15 protein-coding genes and 1 pseudogene are annotated in these 23,968 nt (G+C 71.5%); 3 read left to right on the top strand and 13 right to left on the bottom strand.

The features are described from left to right. Positions 1 to 79: 79 nt before the first annotated feature. From ACYBSK_RS17580 to eccD, 8 genes are all read right to left on the bottom strand, one after another. A complete protein-coding gene (locus ACYBSK_RS17580) occupies positions 80 to 463 on the bottom strand; it encodes a hypothetical protein (RefSeq protein WP_457478048.1) in 384 nt (127 codons plus the stop codon). A 2-nt stretch (positions 464 to 465) separates the two neighbouring features. Next, entirely contained in the window at positions 466 to 924 is a 459-nt protein-coding gene (locus ACYBSK_RS17575; protein ID WP_327665740.1) for a YbaB/EbfC family nucleoid-associated protein, read from the bottom strand. Between the two features lie 217 nt (positions 925 to 1,141). Next, positions 1,142 to 4,849 (bottom strand): AAWKG family protein, encoded by a 3,708-nt coding sequence (locus ACYBSK_RS17570; RefSeq protein WP_460246769.1) that lies wholly within the window; start codon positions 4,847 to 4,849, stop codon positions 1,142 to 1,144. Positions 4,850 to 4,895: 46 nt separating this feature from the next. Next, positions 4,896 to 5,366 (bottom strand): type VII secretion system-associated protein, encoded by a 471-nt coding sequence (locus ACYBSK_RS17565; RefSeq protein WP_457478046.1) that lies wholly within the window; start codon positions 5,364 to 5,366, stop codon positions 4,896 to 4,898. Between the two features lie 99 nt (positions 5,367 to 5,465). Next, entirely contained in the window at positions 5,466 to 5,774 is a 309-nt protein-coding gene (locus tag ACYBSK_RS17560) for a WXG100 family type VII secretion target (RefSeq protein WP_422428804.1), read from the bottom strand. An 82-nt stretch (positions 5,775 to 5,856) separates the two neighbouring features. Next, a complete protein-coding gene (locus ACYBSK_RS17555) occupies positions 5,857 to 6,192 on the bottom strand; it encodes a hypothetical protein (RefSeq protein ID WP_356382112.1) in 336 nt (111 codons plus the stop codon). Between the two features lie 419 nt (positions 6,193 to 6,611). Then, positions 6,612 to 8,150 carry a type VII secretion protein EccB gene (eccB, locus tag ACYBSK_RS17550; RefSeq protein WP_457478045.1) on the bottom strand — a complete coding sequence of 513 codons (1,539 nt, stop codon included), beginning with the start codon at positions 8,148 to 8,150 and terminating at the stop codon, positions 6,612 to 6,614. Positions 8,151 to 8,218: 68 nt separating this feature from the next. After that, positions 8,219 to 9,625: a type VII secretion integral membrane protein EccD gene (gene eccD / locus ACYBSK_RS17545; RefSeq protein WP_460246768.1), complete on the bottom strand. Its 1,407-nt coding sequence runs from the start codon at positions 9,623 to 9,625 to the stop codon at positions 8,219 to 8,221. Between the two features lie 463 nt (positions 9,626 to 10,088). Here eccD and eccCa point away from each other — a divergent pair, with 463 nt between their 5' ends. Then, positions 10,089 to 14,060 (top strand): type VII secretion protein EccCa, encoded by a 3,972-nt coding sequence (gene eccCa, locus ACYBSK_RS17540; protein ID WP_460246767.1) that lies wholly within the window; start codon positions 10,089 to 10,091, stop codon positions 14,058 to 14,060. Between the two features lie 58 nt (positions 14,061 to 14,118). On the opposite strand, the gene ACYBSK_RS17535 is transcribed toward eccCa, so the two are convergent. From ACYBSK_RS17535 to ACYBSK_RS17520, 4 genes are all read right to left on the bottom strand, one after another. Continuing rightward, on the bottom strand, positions 14,119 to 15,357 hold the full coding sequence (locus ACYBSK_RS17535; RefSeq protein WP_460246766.1) for a S8 family serine peptidase: 1,239 nt from the start codon (positions 15,355 to 15,357) through the stop codon (positions 14,119 to 14,121). Beyond that, positions 15,354 to 18,671, bottom strand: a complete 3,318-nt coding sequence (locus ACYBSK_RS17530; protein WP_460246765.1) for a right-handed parallel beta-helix repeat-containing protein — start codon at positions 18,669 to 18,671, stop codon at positions 15,354 to 15,356. The genes ACYBSK_RS17535 and ACYBSK_RS17530 overlap by 4 nt, the downstream gene beginning before the upstream one ends. 153 nt (positions 18,672 to 18,824) lie before the next feature. Beyond that, positions 18,825 to 19,991, bottom strand: coding sequence for an RICIN domain-containing protein (locus tag ACYBSK_RS17525; protein ID WP_460246764.1), 1,167 nt, complete (start codon positions 19,989 to 19,991; stop codon positions 18,825 to 18,827). Continuing rightward, the gene (locus ACYBSK_RS17520) at positions 19,988 to 20,737 is read right to left on the bottom strand and encodes a type VII secretion system-associated protein (protein ID WP_460246763.1); all 750 of its coding nucleotides are present in this window, start codon (positions 20,735 to 20,737) and stop codon (positions 19,988 to 19,990) included. The genes ACYBSK_RS17525 and ACYBSK_RS17520 overlap by 4 nt, the downstream gene beginning before the upstream one ends. Positions 20,738 to 21,148: 411 nt before the next feature. On the opposite strand from ACYBSK_RS17520, the gene ACYBSK_RS17515 reads away from it, so the two are divergent. Further along, positions 21,149 to 22,165 (top strand): mannose-binding protein, encoded by a 1,017-nt coding sequence (locus ACYBSK_RS17515; protein WP_460246762.1) that lies wholly within the window; start codon positions 21,149 to 21,151, stop codon positions 22,163 to 22,165. A gap of 76 nt (positions 22,166 to 22,241) precedes the next feature. Then, positions 22,242 to 22,352: pseudogene (locus ACYBSK_RS17510) on the top strand (hypothetical protein); the annotation flags it as partial. Here ACYBSK_RS17510 and ACYBSK_RS17505 read toward each other — a convergent pair. Continuing rightward, entirely contained in the window at positions 22,307 to 23,740 is a 1,434-nt protein-coding gene (locus ACYBSK_RS17505) for an endo-1,4-beta-xylanase (protein ID WP_460246761.1), read from the bottom strand. The pseudogene ACYBSK_RS17510 and the gene ACYBSK_RS17505 sit on opposite strands and share 46 nt — an antisense overlap. Positions 23,741 to 23,968 lie beyond the last annotated feature (228 nt).

Here is a 23,968-nt window from a genome sequence, read left to right as displayed (position 1 = left end):
GGGGCCGCCCGAAGGGCCGTTCGGGCAGGCCGAAGCGGCCGCTGCCGCCGGGAGGCGGGAGCGGCCGGGGCGGTGTGCGTCAGTGGCGGCCACGGCCGCCGGTACCGTCGGCGCCGAAGTCGCCGAGTCCGTCGGTCTCGATCCTGCTGTTGCCCTGCTCGATGTCCTCGAGGTTCCGGTCGCGGGTGCGCTTCATCATCTCGACCTGGCTGAGCGTGGCGTCCGTGATGCCGACCAGGGCGTCCCGGACGGACATCATGGTCTCCTTGGTGGTCTGCCGCTCCTTCTGCTCCTGCGGCCGGGCCTTCTCCGCGAACTCGCCTTCGTGGCCCGGCCAGTTGACCGTGGGGGCCAGGCCGTCGAGGAACTCCTCGGTCATGCTCCGCACGAGCGTGGCGATCTCCTCGAGCTGACCCGTGCAGGCTTCGATGCGCTGCGGGTCGACGTAGTACCGCTGTCCCATCGTCAGTCCTCCCCGTCCTCGCCGAGCGCGTCCCGCCAGGCGGGGGTGGCCCGGGTGTCGTCGCGTGCCGTGTCCTCGTCGTCGTCGCGCAGTACCTCGGGGCCGAAGATGCGCTCCCAGTCCAGCTCGAAGCCCTTCAGCTCCGGCACGTTGCTGCTCGGCTCGGCGAACGGCGCCATCGCCTTCATGACATGCCGGTTCATCTTGGTACGGGCCGCGCTGGACGCCTCCAGGACGCTGGCGGCCAGCTCCTGGGGTGACATGTCGCGGTGCTTGTTCTCCAGGAACTCGATGCCGGTGAGTTCGCCCTGGGGGCCCACCGTGGCACGGACCGCCCGGTCGGAGGAGAGCACCGAGAACGACGCCTGCCGCAGCTCGCGTTCGGTGCGCGCGATGGCCTCCTGGGCCTCCTGGAGCTCGACCATCGCCTTCTCCAGACGCTTCTCCAGCGGTTCCGCCATGCCGGGCCAGCCTTTCCGCGTCGGTCTCTTCGTGCTGCTGGTTCGTACGGGTGGTGCGTCAAACGGTTGCGGCGTCAGCCTGTTGCGGCATCAGCCCGTTGCCCGTCGGGGCATCAACTGCATTGATGATCTTGCCTGGTGAGGGGCGTGTTCCGGAAGCCGGGGCCGAGTGGTGTTCGTCTCGGCGCCCGGCCGTTCCGCCTCGGCGCGCCACCGCTCACCGTCCGATGACGGCGGGCGCGCCGCCCTCGTCGGTGCCCCACACGTCCGCGTCCTCCTCCAGGTAGTCGGCGGAACTGGTGGTCCGCCGGCCGCCGGCCTCCGCGTCCTGGTCCGCGCCGTCGTGGCCACCGCCACTGGCGGTGGTCGCGACGCGGGAGGCCGGGGCGAGGAAGGTGTCGCTGTCCTCCTGGCGGTTCCACGGGTTGCGCCGCCGGCGGTTGCGCCGTTCGCTCTCCTCGGCCGCGTCGACGAGGACGGCGCGCACCCGCTCGCCGTTGCCCTTGTCGGCGCCGCCCGCGCCCATGCCGCCGGCGCCGCCCATCGGCATACCGGGCGTACCCGGCGTACCCGGGGCGCCGGGCGTGCCGGGCTGCTGTGCGGCTCCCCCGCCCCCGTTCAGCGCGGAGTTGCCCGCGGCGCTGTCCGCCAGGGGCGCGACGCTGCCGCCGACGCCGCCCAGGGAGTCGGAGCCGCTGCCGCCGAGGCCCAGCGCCGAACCGGCCGTCTGGGTACTGCCGTTCGCCCCGCCCGAGCCGAGGTTCAGGTCGGAGGTCGGGATGTGCTGGGTGCTGGGGTTGTCACCACCGGTGAGGTTCAGGTCGTTCAGGTCCCCCAGCCGGTCGTTCAGGTCCCCGAGCGCGCCCGAGGTGTCGTTGCCGCCACTGTTCAGGTCGTGCAGGTTCACCTTCTCGGTGTGGCCCTGCGGGTCGGTGGTGGTGGCGACGCCGGTGTCCGGGTCGATGGTCTGCGTGCTGCCGTCCGGGTACGTGGTGGTGAGCTGCCCGTTGTCGAGGGTGGTGGTGGAGCCGTCCGGGTTGTGCACCGAGGCACCGTGGGTGAGGTCGGTGGTCGTGGTGGTGCCGTCCGGGTTGGTGACGGTCAGCTCGCCCGTGTCGGGGTCGAACGAGGAGTGCCCACCGTCGGCGAACGTGGTGGCGAAGTCGTCGCCGTCCATGCCGGTGTGTCCGCCGGTGGGGGTGTCCAGGCTGTTGCCGCTGTTGAGGTCGCCGAAGCTGCCGAGGTCCGAGGTGGTCGGAATGTTCGAGTCGATGTTCCCGAGGTCGTTCAGGTCGCCCAGGTTGCTCAGGTCACCCGAACCGTTGTTGCCGTTGAGGCCGCCCAGGCTTCCGAGGTTGCTGGTCGTGGTGTGACCGTTCGGGTCCGTCGTGGTGGCCTGCCCGTTCGACGGGTCGACGGTCTGGCTGCTGCCGTCGGGGAACGTCGTCGTCAGCTTGCCGTCGTCGCCGAGGGAGGTGACCGAGCCGTCCGGGTTGGTGACCGAGCGGCCGTCGCCCAGGTCGACGGTCTGCGTCGCCCCGTCCGGGCCGGTGGTGGTGAGCGTGCTGTCGTCGGGGTCGAAGGACGATTCGCTGCCGTCGGGGAAGTCGGTCGACACGTCGCCGTTGCCCGTCAGCTGGGTCTGGCCGCCGGTCGGGGTGTCCAGGGTGCTTCCGCCGAGCTGTTCGTTCAGCGCGTTCACCGCGTCGTTGTTGTTGTTCAGGCCCTGAAGGCTGCCCAGGTTGTCCGTGTGCGTGGACCCGTCCGGGTTGGTGGTGACGCTCTGCCCGGTCCCCGGGTCGACGGTCTGGGTCGTGCCGTCGGGGAACGTGGTGGTCAGCTTGCCGTCGTCGCCGAGCGTGGTCCTCGAACCGTCCGGGTTGAGCAGTTCCTGGCCGTTGCCGAGATCCGTGGTGGTGGTCGAACCGTCCGGGTTGGTCGTGGTGACCTCTCCGGTGACGGGGTCGAACGAGGTCTTGCTGCCGTCCTCGAAGTCCGTGGTCAGCTTGTCGCCGTCGAGGCGGGTGCTGCCGCCGGTCGGCGTCTTGAGCGCGTTCCCGCCGCTCCCGTTGAGGCCCCCGAGGTTGCCCAGGGTCTGCGTGATCGGGATGTTCGGGTCGCCCCCGAGCCCTTGCGTGTCGCCGTTGCCCAGCTGCTGGTCGCCGCCCCCGTTCAGACCGCCGAGATCGCCGAGGCTCTCGGTCACGGGATTGTTCTGGCCGTTGCCGGTGCCGTCACCGTTGCCGTTCAGGCCGTCGATGCTGCCCAGGTTCTCGGTGGTCGGGCCGTTCTCCTTCAGGTACTCGTCGAGCTTGTCGAGGCTCTGGTCGCCGCCGCCCCCGCCGTTGATGTCACCCAGGCTGTTCTGGAGGTTCTTGGCCTGCTCGTCGGCCTCCCGCTGGGCCTCCTCCTGCTGCTTGCGCTGCTCCTCGCGCAGCTCCTCCTGATACGCCTTGTCCTCTTTGCGCTGCTCTTCCTGTTCCTTGCGCAGCTCGTCCTGGTAGGCCTTGTCCTCCTTGCGCTGCTCCTCCTGTTCCTTGCGCAGCTCCTCCTGGTAGGCCTTGTCCTCCTCACGCTGCTTGTTCTGCTCGTTGCGGAGGTCCTCCTGCTCCTTGCGGTTCTTCTCGTTCTCCTCCTCGATCCGCTTCTTCTCCTCCTCCGCCTGCTGCTTCTCGTAGTCGTCGGAGGCCGTGCTGGTCGACTTCGGCTCCGGCACGTTGCCGGAGAAGTCCTTGGAGAGGTCGAGGAAGTGGTTGTTCAGGTTCGACTGCACCGTGCGGGCCGGTTCGCCGAGGTACTGGTCGATGCCCTGGTTCCAGATCTTGACGGCCTTGTCGCCGACCTTGGCCCAGTTCTCGATGTTCGTGAGGTCGCCGTACTCCGGGTGGCTCTGGGTGAAGCCGTCCTTCGGCGTGTGGTACGTGCTGGACGAGTACATGCTGGTCGTCGTCTGGATCTCCGTCTGGGCGACGTTGTGCTCGTCCACCCACATCGCCAGGTCGTCCAGGACGTACCGCAGGACCTGAACCGGGTCGTAGTACGGGGAGTTGGCCCACTTGCTCCACGCCTGGAGCAGTTCCTTGGCGGAGTTCTCCAGGTAGCTGCGGCCCAGCGACAGGGCCCGCGAGTACACGGTGGCGCCCGTGCCGGAGGCGTCCCCGTCACCGGCCGTCTCGTCGAAGGTCTCGATGTAGTTCTCGTAGTTCTCGCGGACCTTCTTCAGCAGGTTGCGGAAGACCTCCGCCGCCTCGCCCTTCCAGCTCGCGGCGTCGCCGCCGAACCGCTTCTCCCAGTCCGCCAGGATCTCCTTGGTCTCGCGGAAGAACTTGGCGGCGTAGTCGAAGGATTCGCCGGTGCGGTCGAACGAGCTGAGGTCGACGGCGGCGTCCTCGGCCACTCCCACGTTGCTGAAGCGGGCATCGCCGGTGCCGCCGGCCAGCAGCTTCATGAGCGCCTCACGCGGCCCGTTCATGTACCGGGCGAGCGTGACGGTGCTCATCTTGTCTTTGTTGTAGTCGGTGAAGTCGTTGCCCTCACCGACGGACGCGTTCTCGTAGTTGTCGCTTCCGGGGTCGGCGAAGTGGATCTCGTCACCCGACTTGACGCGGCCCTCGAAGACGATGCGGGCCTGCTTGATCACCGTCTTCTTGCCGCTGTCGAAGAAGTAGATGTCGTAGTCTTCGCCGCTGCTCTGGAGGAAACCGGAGTCCTTGACCGCGTTGCTGAGGCTGTGCTCCTGGATGTCCATCCGGAAGAGCTTGCCGCCGTGGTCCGAGCGGAGCGTGTCGAAGACGGTGGAGCGGTCCGGCACCGGGTAGCCCGTGATGTGCGTGACCAGGTTCGCCCAGATGTCGCTCTGCGGGTCCTTGGCGTCCTTGAACTCGCCGATGTTGTCCCGTGAGTTTTCGTCGTACCGCTCCGCCACCGGGCGCCCTTTCTCGTCCTGCCGTCAGTCGTCGGTTCGTCGCTCGTCAGCTGGTCTCGTCGTCGGTTCCCGAGCTGCCGGAGGTCAGCGCGTCGACGTCCTCGAACTTCTGGAGCAGCGTCTGCGCGTCGATCGCGTCGAGGTTCTTGTCCTTGGTCTTCTCGGCCGCGTCGATGGTGTCCGTGAGCGCCTCTTTCAGCTCCTTGAACAGGTCCATCTGGTCACCGAGCAGCTTGTCGATCGCCGTGGCCGCCGTGGTGATGCCCTCGATCAGGGTCGGGCCCGAGACCAGGGGCTCCTTGTTCATCTTGCCCAGGCGCAGGAGCTGTTGGTCCTGGGAGAGGTTGTCCGCCGTGGTGTGTCCGTCGATGAGCTCGCCGAGCGGGCGGACGCTGCTGCCGTCGCCCTCCTCGCGGTGCTTCTTCGCCTTGGTGCGGACCGGCTCCACCTCGTGGTCGCGGAAGTTCTCCATCTGCTTGAGATCGAAATGCGTGACGTCGGCCTTGTCGTCGGCCATGGGACGCCTCCTGCCGGTTGCTGCCTGACGGGGATGGGGGTGGCCCGACGGGCGGACCGAGCAGGGGCCCCGGCCGGGTCGCCGGGGCCCCGAGAAGACTTAACGGGCGCGCACGCTGCCCCAGTTGTCGGCGCTCTTGCGCTCGTCACGGGAGTGGTTGTCGTGGATGCTCTGGATCAGCTCGCCGTTGTCACCCAGGAGCTGGGCCATGTTCTTGGTGGCCTGGTCCCACTCCGCCTGGACTCCGCGGTACATCTCCTGGTCCGCACCCTCCCAGGAGGCGATGAGCGGCTTGAGCTCGTCCTCCAGGTTGTTCAGGGTGGTGATGATGTGCTGGGTCTGCTCGCTCAGCTCCTCGATCGCCTGCCGCACCTTCGGGTACTGCACATCGATAATGCCGTCGGCCATGACGTCTCCTCTTCGGTGGCCGGGCGCCGTGGCCCGGAATACTCACGAGCCCGCGGTCAAGGGGCCCGTGCCGCGGGGTGGTTCAGCGCAGCGCTTCGAAGACGCCCTGGCTGGTCTTGCTGTTGAGGACCTCGGTCAAGTCCTGGTTCTCCTGCGCCAGACGGTTGGCGGAGGTGACGTTCTCCTGGAGGGCGTCGACCATCTTGCTGATCTGGACGACGACCTTCTGCGCCTCACCGTTCCAGCTACGGAAGAGCTTCAGCAGGGCCTGGCCCTCGTCGCCTCCGACACCCGAACGCGCCGCGATCTCGGCGACGTTGTTCTGGATTTTCTCGACCTGGTCCCGGGCGCTCTCCAGTGAGGAGACACCTCCAAGACCCTTGGCATATTCCGCTTTCCTCGCGGCGCTGTCCGCCATGTCGCGTTCCCTTCGCTCAAGCGAGTCTCGTCGCACGTTGCCCGCTGAGGCTAAAGAGAACCTGCGGTTCCGCGCAACGCGTGCCGGAAAGATTCGCGTATCCGGGCCGGGGCCAAAATACGTGTGTGGCAGCGGAGTTGAGAACGCGTTTCGGCGGGATGAACGCAGCCTTGTCCGCCGATTCGGGCAGCCGGACATGAACCGTTCGCCGGCGTCCGCGATACGGACGGAAAACGGGCGCGCACACCTTCCGAACGGGCATCGCGGCGGCGTGAATCCGCCATTGAAGACGTGTCCACGGCTTTGCGCGGATCCGGTCGGAGACAAACTCTGAGCTTTATCTGAGGTTCGGCGCCGGGACCGGATGCCGGGGCGCGGGCACCGACTGGGTGTGCCCTGCATCCGGTGGGGCCGAACCGTTATCCCTTCGCCGTCCCTTTCTCTTTCCCGGACTGCGTGGCGCAGGCCGGTGCTGTGACCTTTGCCTCAAGGGCTCCGGTCGCGGCGTCCGGGTCGAGGTCGGCGCCGGTCGGCAGGGCGGCGAGCAGCGGGGCCGGAACCGAGTCGATGTCACCGGTGGCGAAGCCGAGCGCGGTGAGCGAATCCTCGTTGGACACGCGGTACTTCACCCCGTTCTCGGCCACGAGGTACGTGGTTCCGGCGTGTGCGGCGCCGCTCGCGTTCAGCGCCCTCACCAGGGCGCCGCGGCCGGGCCGCACCACCGTGGCGTCGGTGCGGACGCATGCCTCCTGCACCAGGCCGGCGGTACCGGCGGGCACCGCGACCGGGGACAGCGAGGTCAGCGGGACCAGGACGGACCTGATCCGGACGCCGCCGTCCCCGCCCTCGATCTGGGCGCACAGCGCCGTGCCGCGCGGCGTGGCCTGCGGGGCGGGCGGCGTGTCCGGCAGCTCAGCCGAACCGGCGGAGCCCGCGTTCTCGGCCCGGTGCTCGCGCAGCGCGTCCGCGCCGACCGTGCGGGCCTCGGGCGACTTCCCCTGGTAGGCGTCCTTCTGGGTGGCCGGGTCGCCGAGGACGAGGGCGGCGCCGAGCCGGGTCAGCGGCACCAGGCCGTCCTTGCGCAGCAGGTGGTACGTGCTGCCGCCGCCGGGCACGCTGACCTTGAAGACCTGGCCGATGCGGCTGGCCTCGCCGCCGATGACGGGGCCCTGTTCGCCCCGGCCCGGGGCGGCGGGCGGCTTCAGGGTGGGGCCGGAGGCCAGCGCGTCCAGGAAGGCCGCCGAGACCGGCATCGGGCGCTGGGAGCCGTAGCCGAGGGCGTTGCGGGCGTCGGACGCGCGGTCCAGCGGGAGCCGGCTGCCGCGCCAGACGAGGTACTCGGTGCCGTCCGGGCCGCGCACCAGGACCTCCCGGTCGGCGGCGACGGCGGTGGAGTCCAGTGGCGCACCGGCGACCATGGTGGTGGCGCCGGGCTCGTTCACGCCGGTGTCCGACACGGTTCCGGACGTGTTGGCGAGCGCCCCGGCGGGTCCGGTGACGCACATGTGCCAGGGGTCCGCGTCGAGTTGAGCGGCGGCCGGCACGGAGTCGGGGGCGCCGGGGATGCCGACCGGGGATCCCACCGGGACGCCGTCCAAGGACGGCGTGTGGACGTCCGACGTGGCCAGGTCGGAGCCGCCGATCAGGCGCGCCGAGGCGTAGTTGCGCACCGGGTGGAGCACGCCGTCGGTGTCGGTCCACAGGTAGCGGGCGCCGGTGTCACGGTTGACCACCAGGTGCTTGCCGTCGCGCCAGCTCTCGTTGCCGCCGGGGCGCAGCAGTCCGTAGACGGTGGCTCCGGCGCCGATCAGGAGCGTCGCCAGGACACCGAAGACCACACCGCGGGTGGTGCGCCCGAGCGGGCTCTCGGGGGCGTCCGGGTCGGCCATCAGCAGGCCCGAGCTGAGCCTGCCCATCATGAAGGTGTGGGCGTGAACCTGGTCGCGTTTGGACTGCACGGCCTCTCCTCAACGTCTTTCTCTGATCCGTCCGCGCGGGCGCTCGGCTCGCGTGCGTACGGGTGTGCTCAGCCGAACAGGCCGCGGAGCCAGCCGAAGAGGCCCGCCACCCAGAGCGTCAGGGGCAGCACCGCCACCGCGAGCAGGGTGTGCAGGATCTCGGCGGCGCGGCCCCAGTAGGGCAGCATCCGGCGGCCGGGGACGGTCCAGGCGGCGATCACGAGCCCGGCGGCGCAGGCCAGCAGGACCGCGAAGACGATCACGCGCGTGGTGCCGTCGGTGTCGACGGCCCAGCCGCGGGCGAGGAGCAGCAGCCCCCAGATGCCCGGGACGGCCAGGGTGAGGCGCTGTCCGATGTGCACCAGGCCGCGGGAGTGCAGGAGCAGCAGGAGGCTGAGCGCGGCGGAGGTCAGCACCTCGGGAAGGTTGGGGTGTTCGGTGAGGACGACCAGGGCGGCCGCGACGACGGTGCCGGTGGCGGCGAACAGGGCGGCGACCCAGCGTCCGGCCAGTTCGGTGCGCTCGGCGACCTCGTCGCCGGCGTACGGTTCGATGCCCTCCTGGAGCTGCCCGGCCGAGGAGGGCAGGGCGGGCAGCCGCATCCCGGCGAGCTTGAAGGCGAACGGTGCCACTGCTCCGGCGGCGAGCGCGACCACGGTGGCCACCACGGCGACGGCGGCCGGTACGTGCAGTCCGGTGTAGCCCATGAGCGCACCGGCGATGGCGGTGGCCACCGCGACGACGGCGGTGGCGAACAGGGCCGGGGCGCCGACCGCGGTGGCGGCGAGCGCGAGGACCGCGCCGCCCGCGCCCGCGGCGCCCGCGGCGAGCAGCCGGGCTCCGGCGACGCGCGCCGCGTCCGGTCCCGTCAGGTCGCCGCCGGGCAGCAGCCAGCCGGCCAGGGCCAGGCAGGGGGCGACCAGCAGGCCGAGGGCGGTCGCGGAGAGCCGGTCGCCGACGGCGCGGCTCGCGGATCCGGCGCCCGCGAGGACCAGCAGCCCGGTCACGGCGGCGCAGGCGGCGCGGGTGGACGCGGTGGCGGTGATGCCGGGCCACAGCAGCAGGACGAGGGCGGCCGCGACGGTCACCAGGGCGGTGACCACCAGGGTCCATTGGGAGGCCGCGGGGCGCCAGGTGTGCAGTCGGCGGCCCGCGGTGTCGGCTATGCCGTCCACCAGGTCGTCGAGGCGCGCCTCGGGCAGGGCCTCGGTGTGCGGGCGCAGGTAGAGCACGTCGCCGTCGGCGAGCCCGGCGCGCTCGAGGGTGGTCTCCTCGTCGAGCGGGGTGTCACCGAGCCGTTGGAGTACCCAGCCCGCGTGGTCGAGTCCGGATTCCTCGGCCCCTTCCCCGACGTAGCGCAGCAGCGTGGGCAGCAGATCGGCGACCGGGACGTCGGCGGGGACGGCCAGATCGACGGAGACGCTCGGCGCACGTACGGTCAGGCGGCACAGGGCGGCCACCACGCTGTCGGTCATCAGCTGAACTCTCGTCTTCCGTGGGGGGCTTTGTCGGAGGACTTCCCGAGCGGGACTTCTCCGAGTGGGATGTGCGAAGACTACGGAAAGCGCGCACGGTGACGAACCGCGGGGCCGGGCAGTGGAATTGGGTCCCGCGGACCGGCGGCCGCCTCGCCCCGCGTGGACAGGGCGTGTTCCGTGAATGCAGACTACTGCCTACGCCCGCCGGATCGCACTGCCGACCGGACTCCCTTTGTCCGGTGCGGACTTGCTCTCGGGACGCGGCTGCCCCGTTATGCGCCCGAAGTTTTCATCCGGTGTTCACCGCCCGAGCGGCGACCGGGAGAATCGGCGTGGTGCGGTCTTTTCCGAGTACCGGTGCGCCGGTACTCGGCTCGGGCCGGAAAGTCAGTGAAACCGGAGGTTCTGTTCCTTGAGTGTGGTGCTGTTTCGCCGGCCGGCCCGTAGGCGTGGTCCGGAGATGCCCGACGGGCAATTGACCCTCCAGGAGCCACCGGTTCTCGCCGAGACGGTGCCGGACACATCGGCGATATGGACTTATTTGCCGATGGCACTGATGTCGGTGTCGATGATGCTGATGTTCCTGCGGACCGGCGGCAGCAACGGCATCTTCATGTATCTGGCGATGGGTGTCATGGTGATCGCCGCCGCCGCGATGCTCGTGGGGCAGCTGATGCGCCGCGCCGGTGAGCGCAAGCAGCGCCTCAAGGGCGAGCGGCGCGACTACCTCCGGTATCTGGCGCAGATCCGCAAGCGGGTCCGTACCACCATCGTCGAGCAGCAGCGGGCGCTCGCCTGGCGGCACCCGGAGCCCTCCTCGCTGCGTTCGGTGGCCCGTACGTCGCGGCTGTGGGAGCGGCGTCCGGCCGACGAGGACTTCGGCGAGGTCCGGCTCGCGGTCGGCGAGCAGCAGCTCGCGGTGACGCTGGAGCCGGTCTCCACCCGCCCGGTGGAGGACCTGGAACCGCTGTGCGCGCACGCGCTGCGGCGTTTCATCCGCGCCTACTCCACCATCCCGGACCAGCCGCTGGGGCTGTACCTGCGGTCCTCGGCACGGGTGTTGCTGCGCCCCGAGGAGTCGGACGGCGAGGAGAGCGCCGAGCGGGACTCCGAGGCGGTACGCGACTTGGTGAGGGCCATGCTCGGGCAGCTCGCGGTCTTCCACGCGCCCGAGGAGCTGTGGCTCGCGCTGTGCGTCAGTGACGAGCGGCGGGCCGAGTGGGAGTGGGCCAAGTGGCTCCCGCACGTACTGCACCCGCACGAGGAGGACGGAGCGGGCCAGGTCCGCCGGATCACCGGTGACATCACCGAGCTGGACGACCTGCTGGGCGCCGAGTTCGCCGAACGGCCGGGCTTCGACCCCGACGGCCGCCCCGGCCGCGACGAGCCGTACACGGTGATCGTCCTGGATGGTGTCACCGTCCCCGAGGGGCACCGCTGGGAGGGCCACGGTTACCGCAACGCGCTGGTGCTCGATGTCTCGGGCGCGCTGCGCTGGCGTCCCGGCCGCAACACACTGCGGCTGACCGTCGGGGAGAGCCGGGTCAGTCTGGTGCGCACCGACCGCAGCCGCAAGGAGCGTTCGGTGCCGCTCGGCACACCGGACCGGCTCGGCGCGCTCGGCGCGGAGGCGCTGGCCCGGCTCCTCGCACCGCGCCGGATCAGTCTGGGTGGCGACATCTCGCAACCGCTGGACTCCGACGTCGAGTTGACGACTCTGCTGGGCATCCCGGATCTGCACAGGCACGATCCGCAGACGCTGTTCGACCGGCACTCCGGGAGCGGGCGGCTGCGGGTGCCGATCGCGGTCGGCGAGGACGGCCGTCCGATGGAACTCGACATCAAGGAGTCGGCGCAGGGCGGCATGGGCCCGCACGGCATGCTCATCGGTGCCACCGGCTCCGGCAAGAGCGAGCTGCTGCGCACCCTCGTCCTCGGTCTGGCCCTGACCAACTCCTCCGAGACACTCAACTTCGTCCTGGTCGACTTCAAGGGCGGTGCCACCTTCCTCGGTCTGGACGAACTGCCGCACACCGCCGCCGTCATCACGAACCTCGCCGACGAGGCGGCGCTGGTGGAGCGCATGCAGGACGCCCTGCACGGCGAACTCATCCGCCGTCAGGAGTTGCTGCGCGCCGCCGGCAACTACACGTCCGTCCTGGAGTACGAGCGGGCCCGCGCGGCGGGCGCCGACCTGAAGCCGCTGCCGAGCCTGTTCGTGGTGGTCGACGAGTTCAGTGAACTGCTGGCCACCCACCGCGAGTTCATGGACCTGTTCGTGATGATCGGACGCCTGGGCCGCTCGCTGGGCGTCCATCTGCTGCTGGCCTCGCAGCGTCTCGACGAGGGCCGTATGCACCAGTTGGAGAGCCACCTGTCGTACCGGATCGGTCTGCGCACCTTCTCCGCGATGGAGAGCCGGGGTGTGCTGGGTGTCCCGGACGCCTACGAGCTGCCGGCCCAGCCCGGCAGTGGGTACCTCAAGTCCGGTGTGGAGTCGCTGACCCGGTTCCGTGCCGCGTACTCCTCCGGCACCTACCGGCGTCGTACCGGCGCCGTCGTGCAGGCCCGGGTGGCCAGTCAGGTGGTGCAGTGGACCAGCGGCTGGGTGGTGCCCCGCACCCTGGAGGCCGCGCCCGAGCCGGAGCCGGCCGAGGAGGAGGGCGGCGACGAGGAGACCTTGCTCGATGTCGCGCTCGACCGGCTGCGCGGCTCGGGGCCCGACCCGCACCGGGTGTGGCTGCCGCCGCTCGGCGCGCCCTCGCCGCTGGACGAACTCCTGGGCGGGGTCGTGCCCGACGAGGAGCGCGGTCTCACCGCCGCGAAGTGGTCCGGCAACGGCAGGCTGCGGGTCCCGGTGGGTCTGGTGGACAAGCCGTTCGAGCAGCGGCGTGACCCGCTGGTCGTGGACCTGTCCGCGGCGGGCGGCCATGTCGCCATCGCGGGCGGTTCGCAGAGCGGCAAGTCGACGCTGGCCCGGACGCTGGTCGCCGCGCTCGCGCTGACGCACACGCCCCGCGAGATCCAGTTCTACTGCCTGGACTTCGGTGGCGGTGGCCTCTCCCAGTTCGCCGGGCTGCCGCACGTCGGCGGGGTCGCGGCGCGGCTCAACCCGGAGCGGGTGCAGCGCACCGTGTCCGAGGTGATGACACTGCTGGCCCGACGCGAGCAGTTCTTCGTGGACCACACCCTGGACTCCATGCAGTCCTACCGGCGCCGCCGGGCCGCGGGCGAGTTCGCGGACGAGCCGTTCGGCGATGTGTTCATGGTGGTCGACGGCTGGTCCACGGTCCGTCAGGACTACGACGAGCTGATCCCGAAGTTCAACGAACTCGCCGCTCGCGGCCTGAACTACGGCATCCACCTCATCATCACCACCACCCGCTGGGTGGAGCTGTCCGCGCAGGTCCGCGACCAGTCGGCGACCCGTCTCGAACTGCGGATGGGTGACCCGATGGACTCCGAGATCGACACCCGCAAGGCCCGCTCGGTGCCGCGCAGCGGCGGCCGCGGCATCACCGCCGACAGCAAGATGCACTTCCTCGCGGGCCTGCCCCGCCTGGACGGCAGCGGCTCACTGGAGGATCTCGGCGACGGTGTCTCGCACCTGGTCTCCGAGATCTCCCGCGCCTGGACGGGCGCCCGCGCCCCGCAGGTCCGGATGCTGCCGCACCGGCTCCCGCTGGCCGAACTCCCGGCGCCCGAGAGCACCGAGGGCGGCGGGATGCGGCTGCCGCTCGGCATCGACCAGGACGCCCTGGAGCCGGTCTGGCACGACTTCAGCCGGACCCCGCACCTGGTCGTCGTCGGCGACACCGAGAGCGGAAAGACGAACCTGCTGCGCCGCATCACGGACGGCATCGTCAGCCGGTACGCCCCGAACGAGGCGAAGATCATCGCGGTGGACTACCGCCGCACCCTGGTCGACGCCATCCCGGCGGAGTACCGCATCGGGCACGTGATCTCCCTGGACAACCTCACGGAGACCGTCGACGGCGCGGCCCGCGCACTCAAGACCCGGGTGCCCGGCGCGGACATCGCCCCCGCGCGGATGCGCACGTGCGACTGGTGGACGGGACCGCGTCTGTTCCTGCTGATCGACGACTACGACATGGTCTCCGGCAGCTCGTTCCAGAACCCCTTCGAGCCGCTCTTCGAGCATCTGACGCTCGGCTACGAGATGGGGCTGCACATCGTCGTCGCCCGCAGCGCGATGGGCGCGGGACGTGGTCTGAGCGACGGGCTGATCCGCCGTCTCGACGAGGCCAACAACCCGGCGGTGCTGCTGTCCTGCCCGCCCACCGAGGGCCGCCTGTTCGGCAACGCGAAGCCGCTCAACCTGCCTCCGGGCCGGGCCCTGCACATCGCCCGGCGCAAGGCGCGGCTGATGCAGACGGCGCTGATGGAGGAGGTCCCGGGTCAGGAGGGCTGAGCCGGGCACGCAGGACAAAGGGAGTGGGGGCCGCCTCGGGCGGCCCCCACTTTCCTGTTCACCGCGCGCCCGGTCCGCCCTGTCCGACCGGGCGCCAGCCCCGCGCTCGGGCCCGGGGCAGCGCGAACGCCAGCCATACGACCAGCAGGACGACGGCGGAGCCGCCGAGCAGCAGGACGGTCGCCCGGCCGGTGGCCCGCTCGGTGTCCGAGGTGTCCCGCACGGTCACCGGCTGCGCGGCGCTCTCGGAGCCGCCGGAACCGGACGCCTTGGCGTCGCCGAAGACCGTGGTCACGGCGGCGTACGGGTCCAGTTGCGGGATGTCGGCCGGGTAGGCGGTGGCGGTGAGCCGGTGGATCACCTCGGTGGCCGAGTCGTCGGGGCGCGCGGCGCGCACCACGGCGGCGGCGCCGGCCGTGAACGCGGTGGCCACCGAGGGGCCTCCGCCGAGGTAGTGGCCGGTTCCACGGGCGCCGCCGGAGACCACTCCGGCGCCGGGGGCGGCCAGGTCGATGCCCTCGGTCGGCAGGGCGTTCTTCGCCCGGGAGCCGTTCGGCAGCATGTCGGCGACCGACAGGACGCCGGGTTCGGCGGCCGGCCAGTAGCGGCGCGTCGGGACCTCCTCGTCGCCGAGGGTCTTCGGCGGGTCCGGGGTGGCCGCGGCGACCACGACCGCGCCCTGCGCACGGGCGTCGGCGATCGCGCGGGTCAGCTCCTTGTCCCGTTCGGGCAGCGCGACACCGATCGCGATGACTTGGGCTCGGGCCCGGGTCGCGGCGCGCACGGACGCCGTCACGAGCGCGGCGTCGGCCCGGCCGTTGGTGTCGGTGCCGCGCAGCGCGAGGATCTCGGCCCCGGGCGCGACGCCCGCGAGCCGGGGGCCGGCGCCGCCGTCACCGGCGATGAGCCCCGCCAGGAAGGAGCCGTGGCCGACGCAGTCCTGCGCGGCGGCGCCGGAGGCGGTGACCCGGCCGTCGAGCCCGGCGGCGTCCGGCGCGACCCCGGTGTCGATCAGGGCGACGGTCACGCCCGCGCCGGTGCCGTCGCGGCGCACCTTGTCCAGGTCGAGGCGCTGGCGCGACCAGTCCTGCTTCTTCGCCCGCTCCTTGGAGGCGGGTACGCAGGTCGCCTTGCCGTACTTCGTGTCGAGCGCGGACGGCATCGCGGGCAGCTCCTGCCCCTGGTCGCCGTCCGCCGCGGGCAGCCGCTGCGGGACCGACTGCGCGGGCGGGGCCACCGACATCAGCAGGGCGGCGGCGAGCGCGGCGCCGGACAGCGCGCGGGCGGGCGGCTTCATCGGGGTGCCGCCTTCGGCTCGGGGGTGACGACGTCGTCGGGCACCAGGATCCGCAGGTCGTCCAGGGTGGGCGAGGCCAGTGAACTGAGGCGTCCCGCCTGCCGGGTGACCATCGAGTCGACGACCTGCCGGGCGAGCCGTGCGTTGCCGAAGGAGCGGTCCCGGGGCAGCGCGTCGAAGTACTCCTTGAGCAGCGGTCCCGTGCCGGGGCCGCACTCGTAGCCCATGGCGGAGGCCTGGGCGCGCACGATGGTGACCAGTTCCTCGGAGGAGTAGTCGGCGAAGGCGATCCGGCGCGGGAAGCGGGAGGACAGGCCGGGGTTGGAGCCGAGGAAACGCTCCATCTCGTCGGTGTATCCGGCGACGATGACGACGACCTCGTCGCGGTGGTCCTCCATCAGCTTCAGGAGGGTGTCGACGGCCTCCTGGCCGAAGTCGGCGCCGCCGCCGCGCGGTGTGAGGGTGTACGCCTCGTCGATGAACAGCACGCCGCCCCGGGCCCGTTCGAAGACCTCCTTGGTGAGCTGCGCGGTGTGGCCTATGTAGCGGCCGACGAGGTCGGCGCGGGCCGCCTCGACCATCTGGCCGCGCTCCAGGATGCCGAGCTGGGTGAGGATCTCGCCGTAGAGGCGGGCCACCGTGGTCTTGCCGGTGCCGGGCGGACCCGTGAAGACCAGGTGGTGGCTGAGCGAGGGCACCGGGAGTCCGGCGGCGGCCCGGTGCCGGGCGGTGGTGATGAGGTTGACCAGGTCGGCGACGTCACGCTTGACCTCGGACAGGCCGATCATGTCGCCGAGGCGGGTCAGCGGGTCGTCCTCCGCGACGGCGCTTCCGCCGCCCGGCGCGACGGCCGTCGCCGACACGTCCTCGGGCAGCAGCAGCCGCAGATCGTGTTCACCGACCTGCTGCTGGGTGGCGAGCCGGACCGCCTGCCTGTCCACCATCTCCTCGAACACCCCGCGCGCGGCGCGGCCGTTGCCGAACCCGGCGTCGCGCGGCATCGCCTCGAAGTGCGCCGCCAGCGCCTCCGCGGTGCCCTCCCCCAGCTCGTACTGGTGCTGGGTGCACATGCTCTCCATGATGGCGACCAGGTCGGGCACCGAGTAGTTCTCGAACTCCACGGTGCGGGAGAAGCGGGAGGCGAGGCCCGGGTTGGAGGCGAGGAACGACTCCATCTCGCGGGAGTACCCGGCGGCGACCACCACCACGTCGTCGCGGTGGTCCTCCATCAGCTTCAGAAGGGTGTCGACGGCCTCCCGGCCGAAGTCGGCGCCGCCGTTGCCGCTGTCCGCTGCGAGGGTGTACGCCTCGTCGATGAACAGGACCCCGCCGAGGGCCCGTTCGAAGGTCTCGGTCGTCTTGATCGCGGTGCCGCCGACGACCTGGGCGACCAGGTCGGCGCGGGACACCTCGACGAGGTGGCCGCTGCGCAGCGAGCCCAGCTCGGCGAGGATCGCGCCGTAGAGCCGGGCCACGGTCGTCTTGCCGGTGCCGGGGGGCCCGGCGAAGATCAGGTGCCGGCTCATCGGCGGAGCGGTCATGCCAAGTTGCTCGCGGCGCTGGGCGAGCTGGGTCAGGCTGACCAGCGTACCCACCTGCTGCTTGACGTTCTCCAGGCCGATCAGCGCGTTCAGCGCGCCGAGCGGGCCGTCCGCGCGGTCCGGCGGCGGCGCGTCGGCGGCGCCGGAGCCGGCCGGGTCGGTGTTCTCGGCGCTGCCGCTGCCCCAGGCGTCGCGCTTGCCGTTGTCGGTGCTGTGGAGGCCCTCGACCGCGAGCCGGTCCCCGGGGGCGGTCTGCACGAGGCCGCCGCCCTCGTTCTCCCGTGCGGTGCAGTTCACCAGGGAGACCGGGGCGGTGGACTCGACGCGGAAGCCGTCCTGGGCGCCGCCGTTCGCCTCGCAGCCGCTGAGCGAGGCGAGCGAGCCCTCGCGGAGCAGCAGGCCGTGCCCCTTGGCGGCGTGCACGGTCGTGCGGTTGGCGGTGAGTTCGCCGCCCGCGGCGACGACCACGCCCTCCTCGGCCGGTGTCTCGATGCGGAAATCGCGGACGGTGACGTTGCCGCCGTCCTCGACGACGAGCCCGTTGCCGACGGAGTCGGAGACGCCGCCGCCCGCCAGGTAGAGGGTGCTGCCCGCGGCCACGCGGACACCGGAGCCGTTCGGCCGCAGGATCTCGCAGTCCTCGGCGCGCCCGCGGGCGTTGTCGGTGGCCGCGATGCCGTCGCCGTTGGGCTCGACGATGCGGGCCCGGCGCAGCATCGGGTTGGCGCGGTCGCGCACGGCGATGGCGGGGGCGCCGCCGATCACCTCGACGCGGTCGAGCTCCGGTGCGGAGTCCTCCTCCAGGAGCAGTCCGCTCTGGTCGGCGTCGCGGACGGTCAGTCCGGTGAACGCCGGGGAGGCGGCCCCGGCGACGCGGAGGGCGGCGCCGCGCGCGCCGTCCACCCAGCAGTCCTCGAAGGTGCCGCGCGAGCGGTCGGTGACCAGGATGCCGTTGCCCCGGGTGCGCGAGACGCGGCAGCGGCGCAGCACCGGGTCGGTGCCGGCGGCCAGCGCGATCCCGTTCCCGGAGGCCCCGGTGACGCGGACGTCCTCCAGGGTCGTGCGGCCCGCGCTGCTCAGGTGCACGCCGGTGCTGGTGTCGTGCACGACGGTGCGGACGACCGTGAGCGCGCTGTTCTGCTCCAGGGCGAGGGAGGGCTTGTCGGTGGAGGAGATGTCGCAGTCCTCGACGGTGCCGCGGGACTCGCCGTTGGCGAGCACTCCGTTGCCCCGGGCGTCGCGCACCGTGCAGTCACGGATCCGGGCCTCGCCCTGCTCGGCGAGGACCAGGCCGCTGGTGCCGAGGTGTTCGAAGGTGCAGGACTCCACGGTGGTCGGCACGGTCGAGGTGATCACGACTCCCGCGCCCTGGGAGTTGCTGACCCGGCACTCGCGCAGCGCGAGCGAACCGGTGCCACCGGCCAGCATCGCCGTCCAGGCGGCGCCGACGATCTCGCAGCCGTCGAACGCGGCCTGGCCTCGCCGGACATCCACCGCGGGCAGCTCCGGGTCGCCGCCGCGCAGGGTCACCTCGGAGACCATGACGGCGTCGGCGCGCAGCGCGATCACGCTGCCCGTGCGCGGCCGGATCTCCACGGTGCCGCGTCCCTCGGCGGCGGAGAGGGTGACCCGGGTGGAGACCACCAGGTTCTCCGCGTACGTCCCGGGCCGCACGCTGACCAGCGCGCCGGTGCGGGCGGCCGCGAGCGCCTCACCGATGGTCCGGTAGCGGTCCCCGGGCCCGGGGCCGACCGTCAGTACCTGGCGCGACACGCACCAACCTCCTTGCTACGGCGGCGTCTTGGACGGGCTCCCCCGTGCGCCGGGGGAGCTTGTCGGCGAGCCGACGGTGTCATCATGCCTCGTCGCGGTGACGGGCAGGTGCCGAGGGCGGTGCCCCCGGTCCGGTGCGTGGGGTGCGTCCGGTCAGACGCTCCACTTCTGTGCGTCGGATCCGTTGCAGGTCCACAGCTGCACCGGTGCCTTGTTGTCCGGGTTGCTGCCCTTGATGTCGACACACATGCCCTTGACGGTGTTGACCAGGTCATGGGCTTCGTTCAGGACGAACTTCTGGGCGTCGTTGCCGTTGCACCAGGCGATCTGCATCGGGGTGCCCGGGGTGAAGTCGGCGTTGGCGACGTCCAGGCACAGGCCGTGGATGCGGACGGTGCCGTCGGAGGCGAACTGCCATTGCTGTGCGGGGGCGTTGTTGCAGTCCCACATCATCAGCTTCTTGCCGTCGGTGAAGTCACCGGCCGGCACGTCGAGGCAGCGGCCCGCGAGGTGACTGCGCAGGGCCATGGGGGCGCTGAAGGTGACGTTGCCGGCCTTGGCGGGCTGGTTCTTCGCGCCCTCCGACTTCTTGCCGTCGGTGCCCTTCTTCGCCGGTTCCTTCTTCTCGGCGGCCTCGCTCTTCGGCTTGCCGTCCGCGCTCTCCTTGGCAGACGGCTCGACGGCCGCCTTCTTCTCGCCGGAGTCCTTCTTGTCGTCCTTGGAGGCACTGGCGCTGGGCGTGGCCGTGGACTCCGAGAACGCGCCGGGGGCTTCCGTCTCGTCGCCGCCGAGCACGGTGCCGGCCGCGGTCGTCTCCTTGCGGTCGTTGTCGTCCTTGTCGCCGCCGAGCACCAGGAACGGTACGGAGACGAGCAGCGCGCCCGCGACCGCGGCGCCGGCGAGCACCGCCTTGCCGGGCCGCCCGACCGCGGTGGCGGCCTGCGGCTTGCCGATGGCCGTCGCGGACATGGTCCGAACGAGGGCGGGGAGCCGGCTCTTGGCCGCGGCGGCGGCGCCGGGGTCCGTCTCGGTGTCGGTGTCCGTTCCGGCCGTGGTGCGTTCGCCGGCGGCCGGGGATCCCTCGCTCCCGCTGTCGGGGCCGGCGGCGGGGCCGGTGGGTGCGCTCTGCGGATCGGGGGTCGCGGCCCCGGCGGCGGCCGTCGCCGTGCCGGGCTCGGACGGGGAATCGGGCTCGGCCCCGGTCGCCTCGGGCGGGGTGCCGGGTGCGCGGGCGGCGGTCGCGGCCGCGGCCGTCTCCTCACCGTCCGGCCCGGTCTCCGCCTTGGCGGACGTGGGGGGTTGCTGGGCCGAACGCGTCACGGGGTCCTCCCTGTGATGTGGGGCCGGGGTTCGAGGGGGCTGTCGGTCCGGGGCGCGGTGTCCACCTGGGACACCGGGTCGGCGTGGGGCGCCGGTTCGGGGCCGAGCAGCCGGTCCGCCGGGACGAGCAGGGGTGCTGCCGCCCCGGCGTTGGCGAGCAGCAGGGTGGCCGGTCCGCTCAGGGAGCGGGCCAACTCCCGAGCGGGCAGGGTGTCATGGGCAAGTGTTGCGGACATGAACTCTTGTGCCGGGGAGGTGAACAACAGCACCACGGGTTGCCCGTCACGTCCGGCGGCCGTGAGGGGGGCGCCGTCGGGTGCGCGCACCACGGTGACCTCGGCGTCGGCGAGCGCCGCGACCGCCTCGTCCGTCGTGCCGTAGCCGGTGGCGGCCCGCTGTGCCGCCGCGTCCACCGGGTCGGTGGGTTCGGGCCAGCCGAGCATCCGGGCCGAGGGCCGGTACTCCGGGTTGGCGCGGAACTCGCCGACCCCGCCGCTCTCGTCGGACTGCCATTCGCCGAGCACTGCCCACTGCGGAGGGGTGCGTTCCGCGGTCCACTCCGGGTCGGCCACCCCGATCCAGTGACCGGGCGCGCGACGGGCGGCGGCCCGCACGGCCTCGGGTATCTCGGGGACCGCGTCCGAGGCAGCGGCGACGGCGGCCTCGGGGTCGTGCGCCCGGTCGGAGCCGTCGGACGCCCCGGGCAGGGCCTCGCGCCTGCCGTCCTGCCGTTCTCCGGGCCGCATCTCCACCTGAACTCTTTGGTCCGTACGAATTCCTGGGTGCCGCATGACATGCGCACACGCCGACACTGATCAGATCAGGCGTCAACAGGATGCCACACACGTTCCTTCCGTATCGGACCGAGGAGGACCCGTATCGGGTCACACCCTGCCCGTTTGCCGCCCGAGTGCCGAACTTATGCGGATCAGTGGGGTGTTGGCGGACATAGCGCCGACAGGGGTGGGGCGGGAGGAGCGGCCGTGACGCGTGCGACGGGCTAAGTTGGGTACGTCTTCGCCCCCTCAGCCGTACCGACCGGTGCCTGACCAGTGCCCGGTGCGGCGCCGAACCGCCGGTCCCGCGTGCGGCGTTCGCCCCACCTCGCCGCAGGGACTGCGCACACCGACGGCTCCGCCCCCGAGTAGGAGTACCGCATGTCCACCGAGCAGCAGCCCCCCGGCTCGAACGGGGCGGCGGCCGCCGCCCCCCACAAGGCCGGTGCCGAGCCATCACCCGCGTCCGCGGACCCCACGCCGGAGGCCGCGTCCACCGAACCGGCCGCCGCCTCCGCCGAATCGGCCGCCGCCACCCCTGAACCGGGCGCCTCCGCCACCGAATCGGGCGCCGCTCCCGCCGAACAGGGCTCCGCCGCACCGGAGTCGGGTACCACATCGACGGACACCAAGAAGTCCGCCGGCGCGCGCAAGGCGAAGGAGGGCGTCGCGGTGGCGACGGCCGTCGCCACCGTGCAGCCGAACACCAAGACCCGTACCGGCGTCGACGGCGGGCGTCCGCGCAAGCCGGTCCTGGCCGGGGCCGCGATCGCCGGGGCGGCCCTGATCGCGATACCCATGCTGCTGATCGGCGCGAAGGACGACGGGCCGCCCGACGACAAGGGTTCGACCTCGGCGGAGTCCGACACGGTCCTGAGCGCGGACTCCTCCCCCGACGATCTCGGCGCCTACGCGACGGAGGAGCCGAAGCCCTCTCCCACCAAGGAGAAGAAGACACCGGAGGCGGTCGCCAAGACCGTCGCGCCGCCGCCCGCTCCCACGACGAGCGCGCCCGAGCCGAAGGAGTCACCGAAGCCGAAGCCCAAGCCGAAGCCGAAGGCGACTCCGAAGCCGAACTGGGGCTCCACGACCGTCGGCGCGCCCAGTGTGCTGGAGGTCAACCAGGCCTGGACCACCAACCGCATCCGCATGATCATGCAGCCCGACGGCAACCTCGTGGTCTACAACGAGAAGAACAAGCCGATCTGGGCGTCCATGACCTTCGGCGAGCGCCATCGGGCCATCTTCCAGAGCGACGGCAACCTCGTCATCCACAACGGCGACGACCGGCCCATCTGGGCCTCCAAGAGCCATGGCCACGAGGGCGCCCAGCTGATCCTGCGCGCCGACGCCAAGGTGGTCATCGCGCACAACGGCCGGGTCATCTGGTCGACCTGATCCGCACGCGCCCGCTGCACGACGAACGACCACTGCCGGGACATCCACGGCTCCCGCCGCATTCCGCTGGTTCCACCCGGCTGACCTGCGCGCCCTCGGTCTTCACGACGGCGCGCAGGTCGATGTGTCGGCGGGTCGGGGTCAGGTGCGGGTCCAGCGCTGGTTGCTGCCGTTCGAGCAGGAGTAGAGCTGGATCAGGGTGCCGTTGGCGGTGCCGTTCCCGACGGCGTCGAGGCAGAGCCCGGACTGGACGCCGACGATGGAGCCGTCGGAGTTCAGGCGCCACTTCTGGTTGTCGCCGCCCCAGCAGCTGTAGATCTGGACCTTGGCGCCGTTGCCGGTGCCGCCCGCGTCCAGGCATTTGCTGCCGTAGACCTTGAGTTCACCGGCGGAGGTGTACGTCCACTTCTGGTTGCTGCCGGAGCCGCAGTCCCACAGCTGGAGCTGGGTGCCGTCCGTGGTGCTGCTGTTGGGGACGTCGAGGCAGCGGCCCGAGCCGACGCCCTTGATGGTCCCGGACTCCGCGGGAGGCGTGGTGGAGCCGCCGTTGAGGGCGTTGAGGACGGCGGTGTAGGCGGCCTTCTTGCTGCCGTCGCCGTTGAACAGCAGGGGTGTGTCCCCCGAGCGCCAGGAGTCGGTGTCGCGCACGCCCCAGACGGTGATGCCGAGACAGCGCGGCACGGCCAGGCAGTCGTTGGTCACGGCGGCGTAGGTCGTGGCGGACGCGCCCTGGATGTCGAGTTCGGTGACGGCGACGTCCACGCCAAGGGCGGCGAAGTTCTGCAGCGTGGTGCGGAAGTTGCTGTTGTAGGGGCTGCCGCTGTTGAAGTGCGACTGGAAGCCGACGCAGTCGATCGGCACGCCGCGCTGCTTGAAGTCCTTGACCATGTTGTACATGGCCTGCGTCTTCGCCCACGTCCAGTTCTCGACGTTGTAGTCGTTGTAGCAGAGCTTCGCGGACGGGTCGGCGGCGCGCGCGGTGCGGAAGGCGACCTCGATCCAGTCGTTGCCGGTGCGCTGGAGGTTGGAGTCGCGCCGGGCTCCCGAACTGCCGTCGGCGAACGCCTCGTTCACGACGTCCCACTGGGCGATCTTGCCCTTGTAGTGGCCCATCACGCCGTTGATGTGGTCGATCATCGCCTGGCGCAGGGTGCTGCCGCTGAGGCTCTGCATCCAGCCGGGCTGCTGGGAGTGCCAGGCCAGGGTGTGTCCGCGCACCTGCTTGCCGTTCTGCACGGCCCAGTTGTAGACGCGGTCGGCGGCGGTGAAGTTGAACTGGCCGCGCTGCGGTTCGGTGGCGTCGATCTTCATCTCGTTCTCGGCCGTCACCGAGTTGAACTCACGGTTCGCGATCGTCGTGTACGCCGATTCGCCCAGCTTGCCGGAGGCGATGGCGGTGCCGAAGTAGCGGCCGCTCTGCGCGGCCGCGGCGCCGAGCGTGCTCTCGGCCGCGTGGGCGGCCGGCGGCGGCGCGACGAGTGCGGCCGCCGCGGCGAGGACGCCGACGGTCAGCGCCAGCAGCAGACGGCGCAGTCGTCGGGGGACGAAGGGTCTGGCGAGGGCGGATAAACCCATGGGGGTGCCTCCAAGGTGGACGTCGCACGAGGACTGGAGCGCAAGGGGCTGCGCGTGGGGCACCACGGATGATTGAGGCGTTGGCGGGACATCGTCAAGACACCCGCACGGAAAACTTTCCGCTCCCCCACCGAAACCTTCCGGCCCCCACTGCACCGTGATTCAGGGCCAGTTCAGCCCAAGACCTTGACCGGAGAACCTGGCATTCCTAGCTTGTGGCGTCACAGG

Source organism: Streptomyces sp. BYX5S (genome assembly GCF_054724165.1).
This window is presented reverse-complemented; position numbering and strand designations above follow the sequence as displayed.

Bases quoted from the DNA above. Each gene is read 5' to 3' on its own strand.
- ACYBSK_RS17535 (WP_460246766.1), bottom strand. From the start codon at position 15,357: ATGAAGCCGCCCGCCCGCGCGCTGTCCGGCGCCGCGCTCGCCGCCGCC.
- ACYBSK_RS17505 (WP_460246761.1), bottom strand. From the start codon at position 23,740: ATGGGTTTATCCGCCCTCGCCAGACCCTTCGTCCCCCGACGACTGCGC.
- eccCa (WP_460246767.1), top strand. From the start codon at position 10,089: ATGCCCGACGGGCAATTGACCCTCCAGGAGCCACCGGTTCTCGCCGAG.
- ACYBSK_RS17555 (WP_356382112.1), bottom strand. From the start codon at position 6,192: ATGGCGGACAGCGCCGCGAGGAAAGCGGAATATGCCAAGGGTCTTGGA.
- ACYBSK_RS17575 (WP_327665740.1), bottom strand. From the start codon at position 924: ATGGCGGAACCGCTGGAGAAGCGTCTGGAGAAGGCGATGGTCGAGCTC.
- ACYBSK_RS17515 (WP_460246762.1), top strand. From the start codon at position 21,149: ATGTCCACCGAGCAGCAGCCCCCCGGCTCGAACGGGGCGGCGGCCGCC.
- eccD (WP_460246768.1), bottom strand. From the start codon at position 9,625: ATGACCGACAGCGTGGTGGCCGCCCTGTGCCGCCTGACCGTACGTGCG.
- ACYBSK_RS17580 (WP_457478048.1), bottom strand. From the start codon at position 463: ATGGGACAGCGGTACTACGTCGACCCGCAGCGCATCGAAGCCTGCACG.
- ACYBSK_RS17560 (WP_422428804.1), bottom strand. From the start codon at position 5,774: ATGGCCGACGGCATTATCGATGTGCAGTACCCGAAGGTGCGGCAGGCG.
- ACYBSK_RS17565 (WP_457478046.1), bottom strand. From the start codon at position 5,366: ATGGCCGACGACAAGGCCGACGTCACGCATTTCGATCTCAAGCAGATG.
- ACYBSK_RS17520 (WP_460246763.1), bottom strand. From the start codon at position 20,737: ATGCGGCCCGGAGAACGGCAGGACGGCAGGCGCGAGGCCCTGCCCGGG.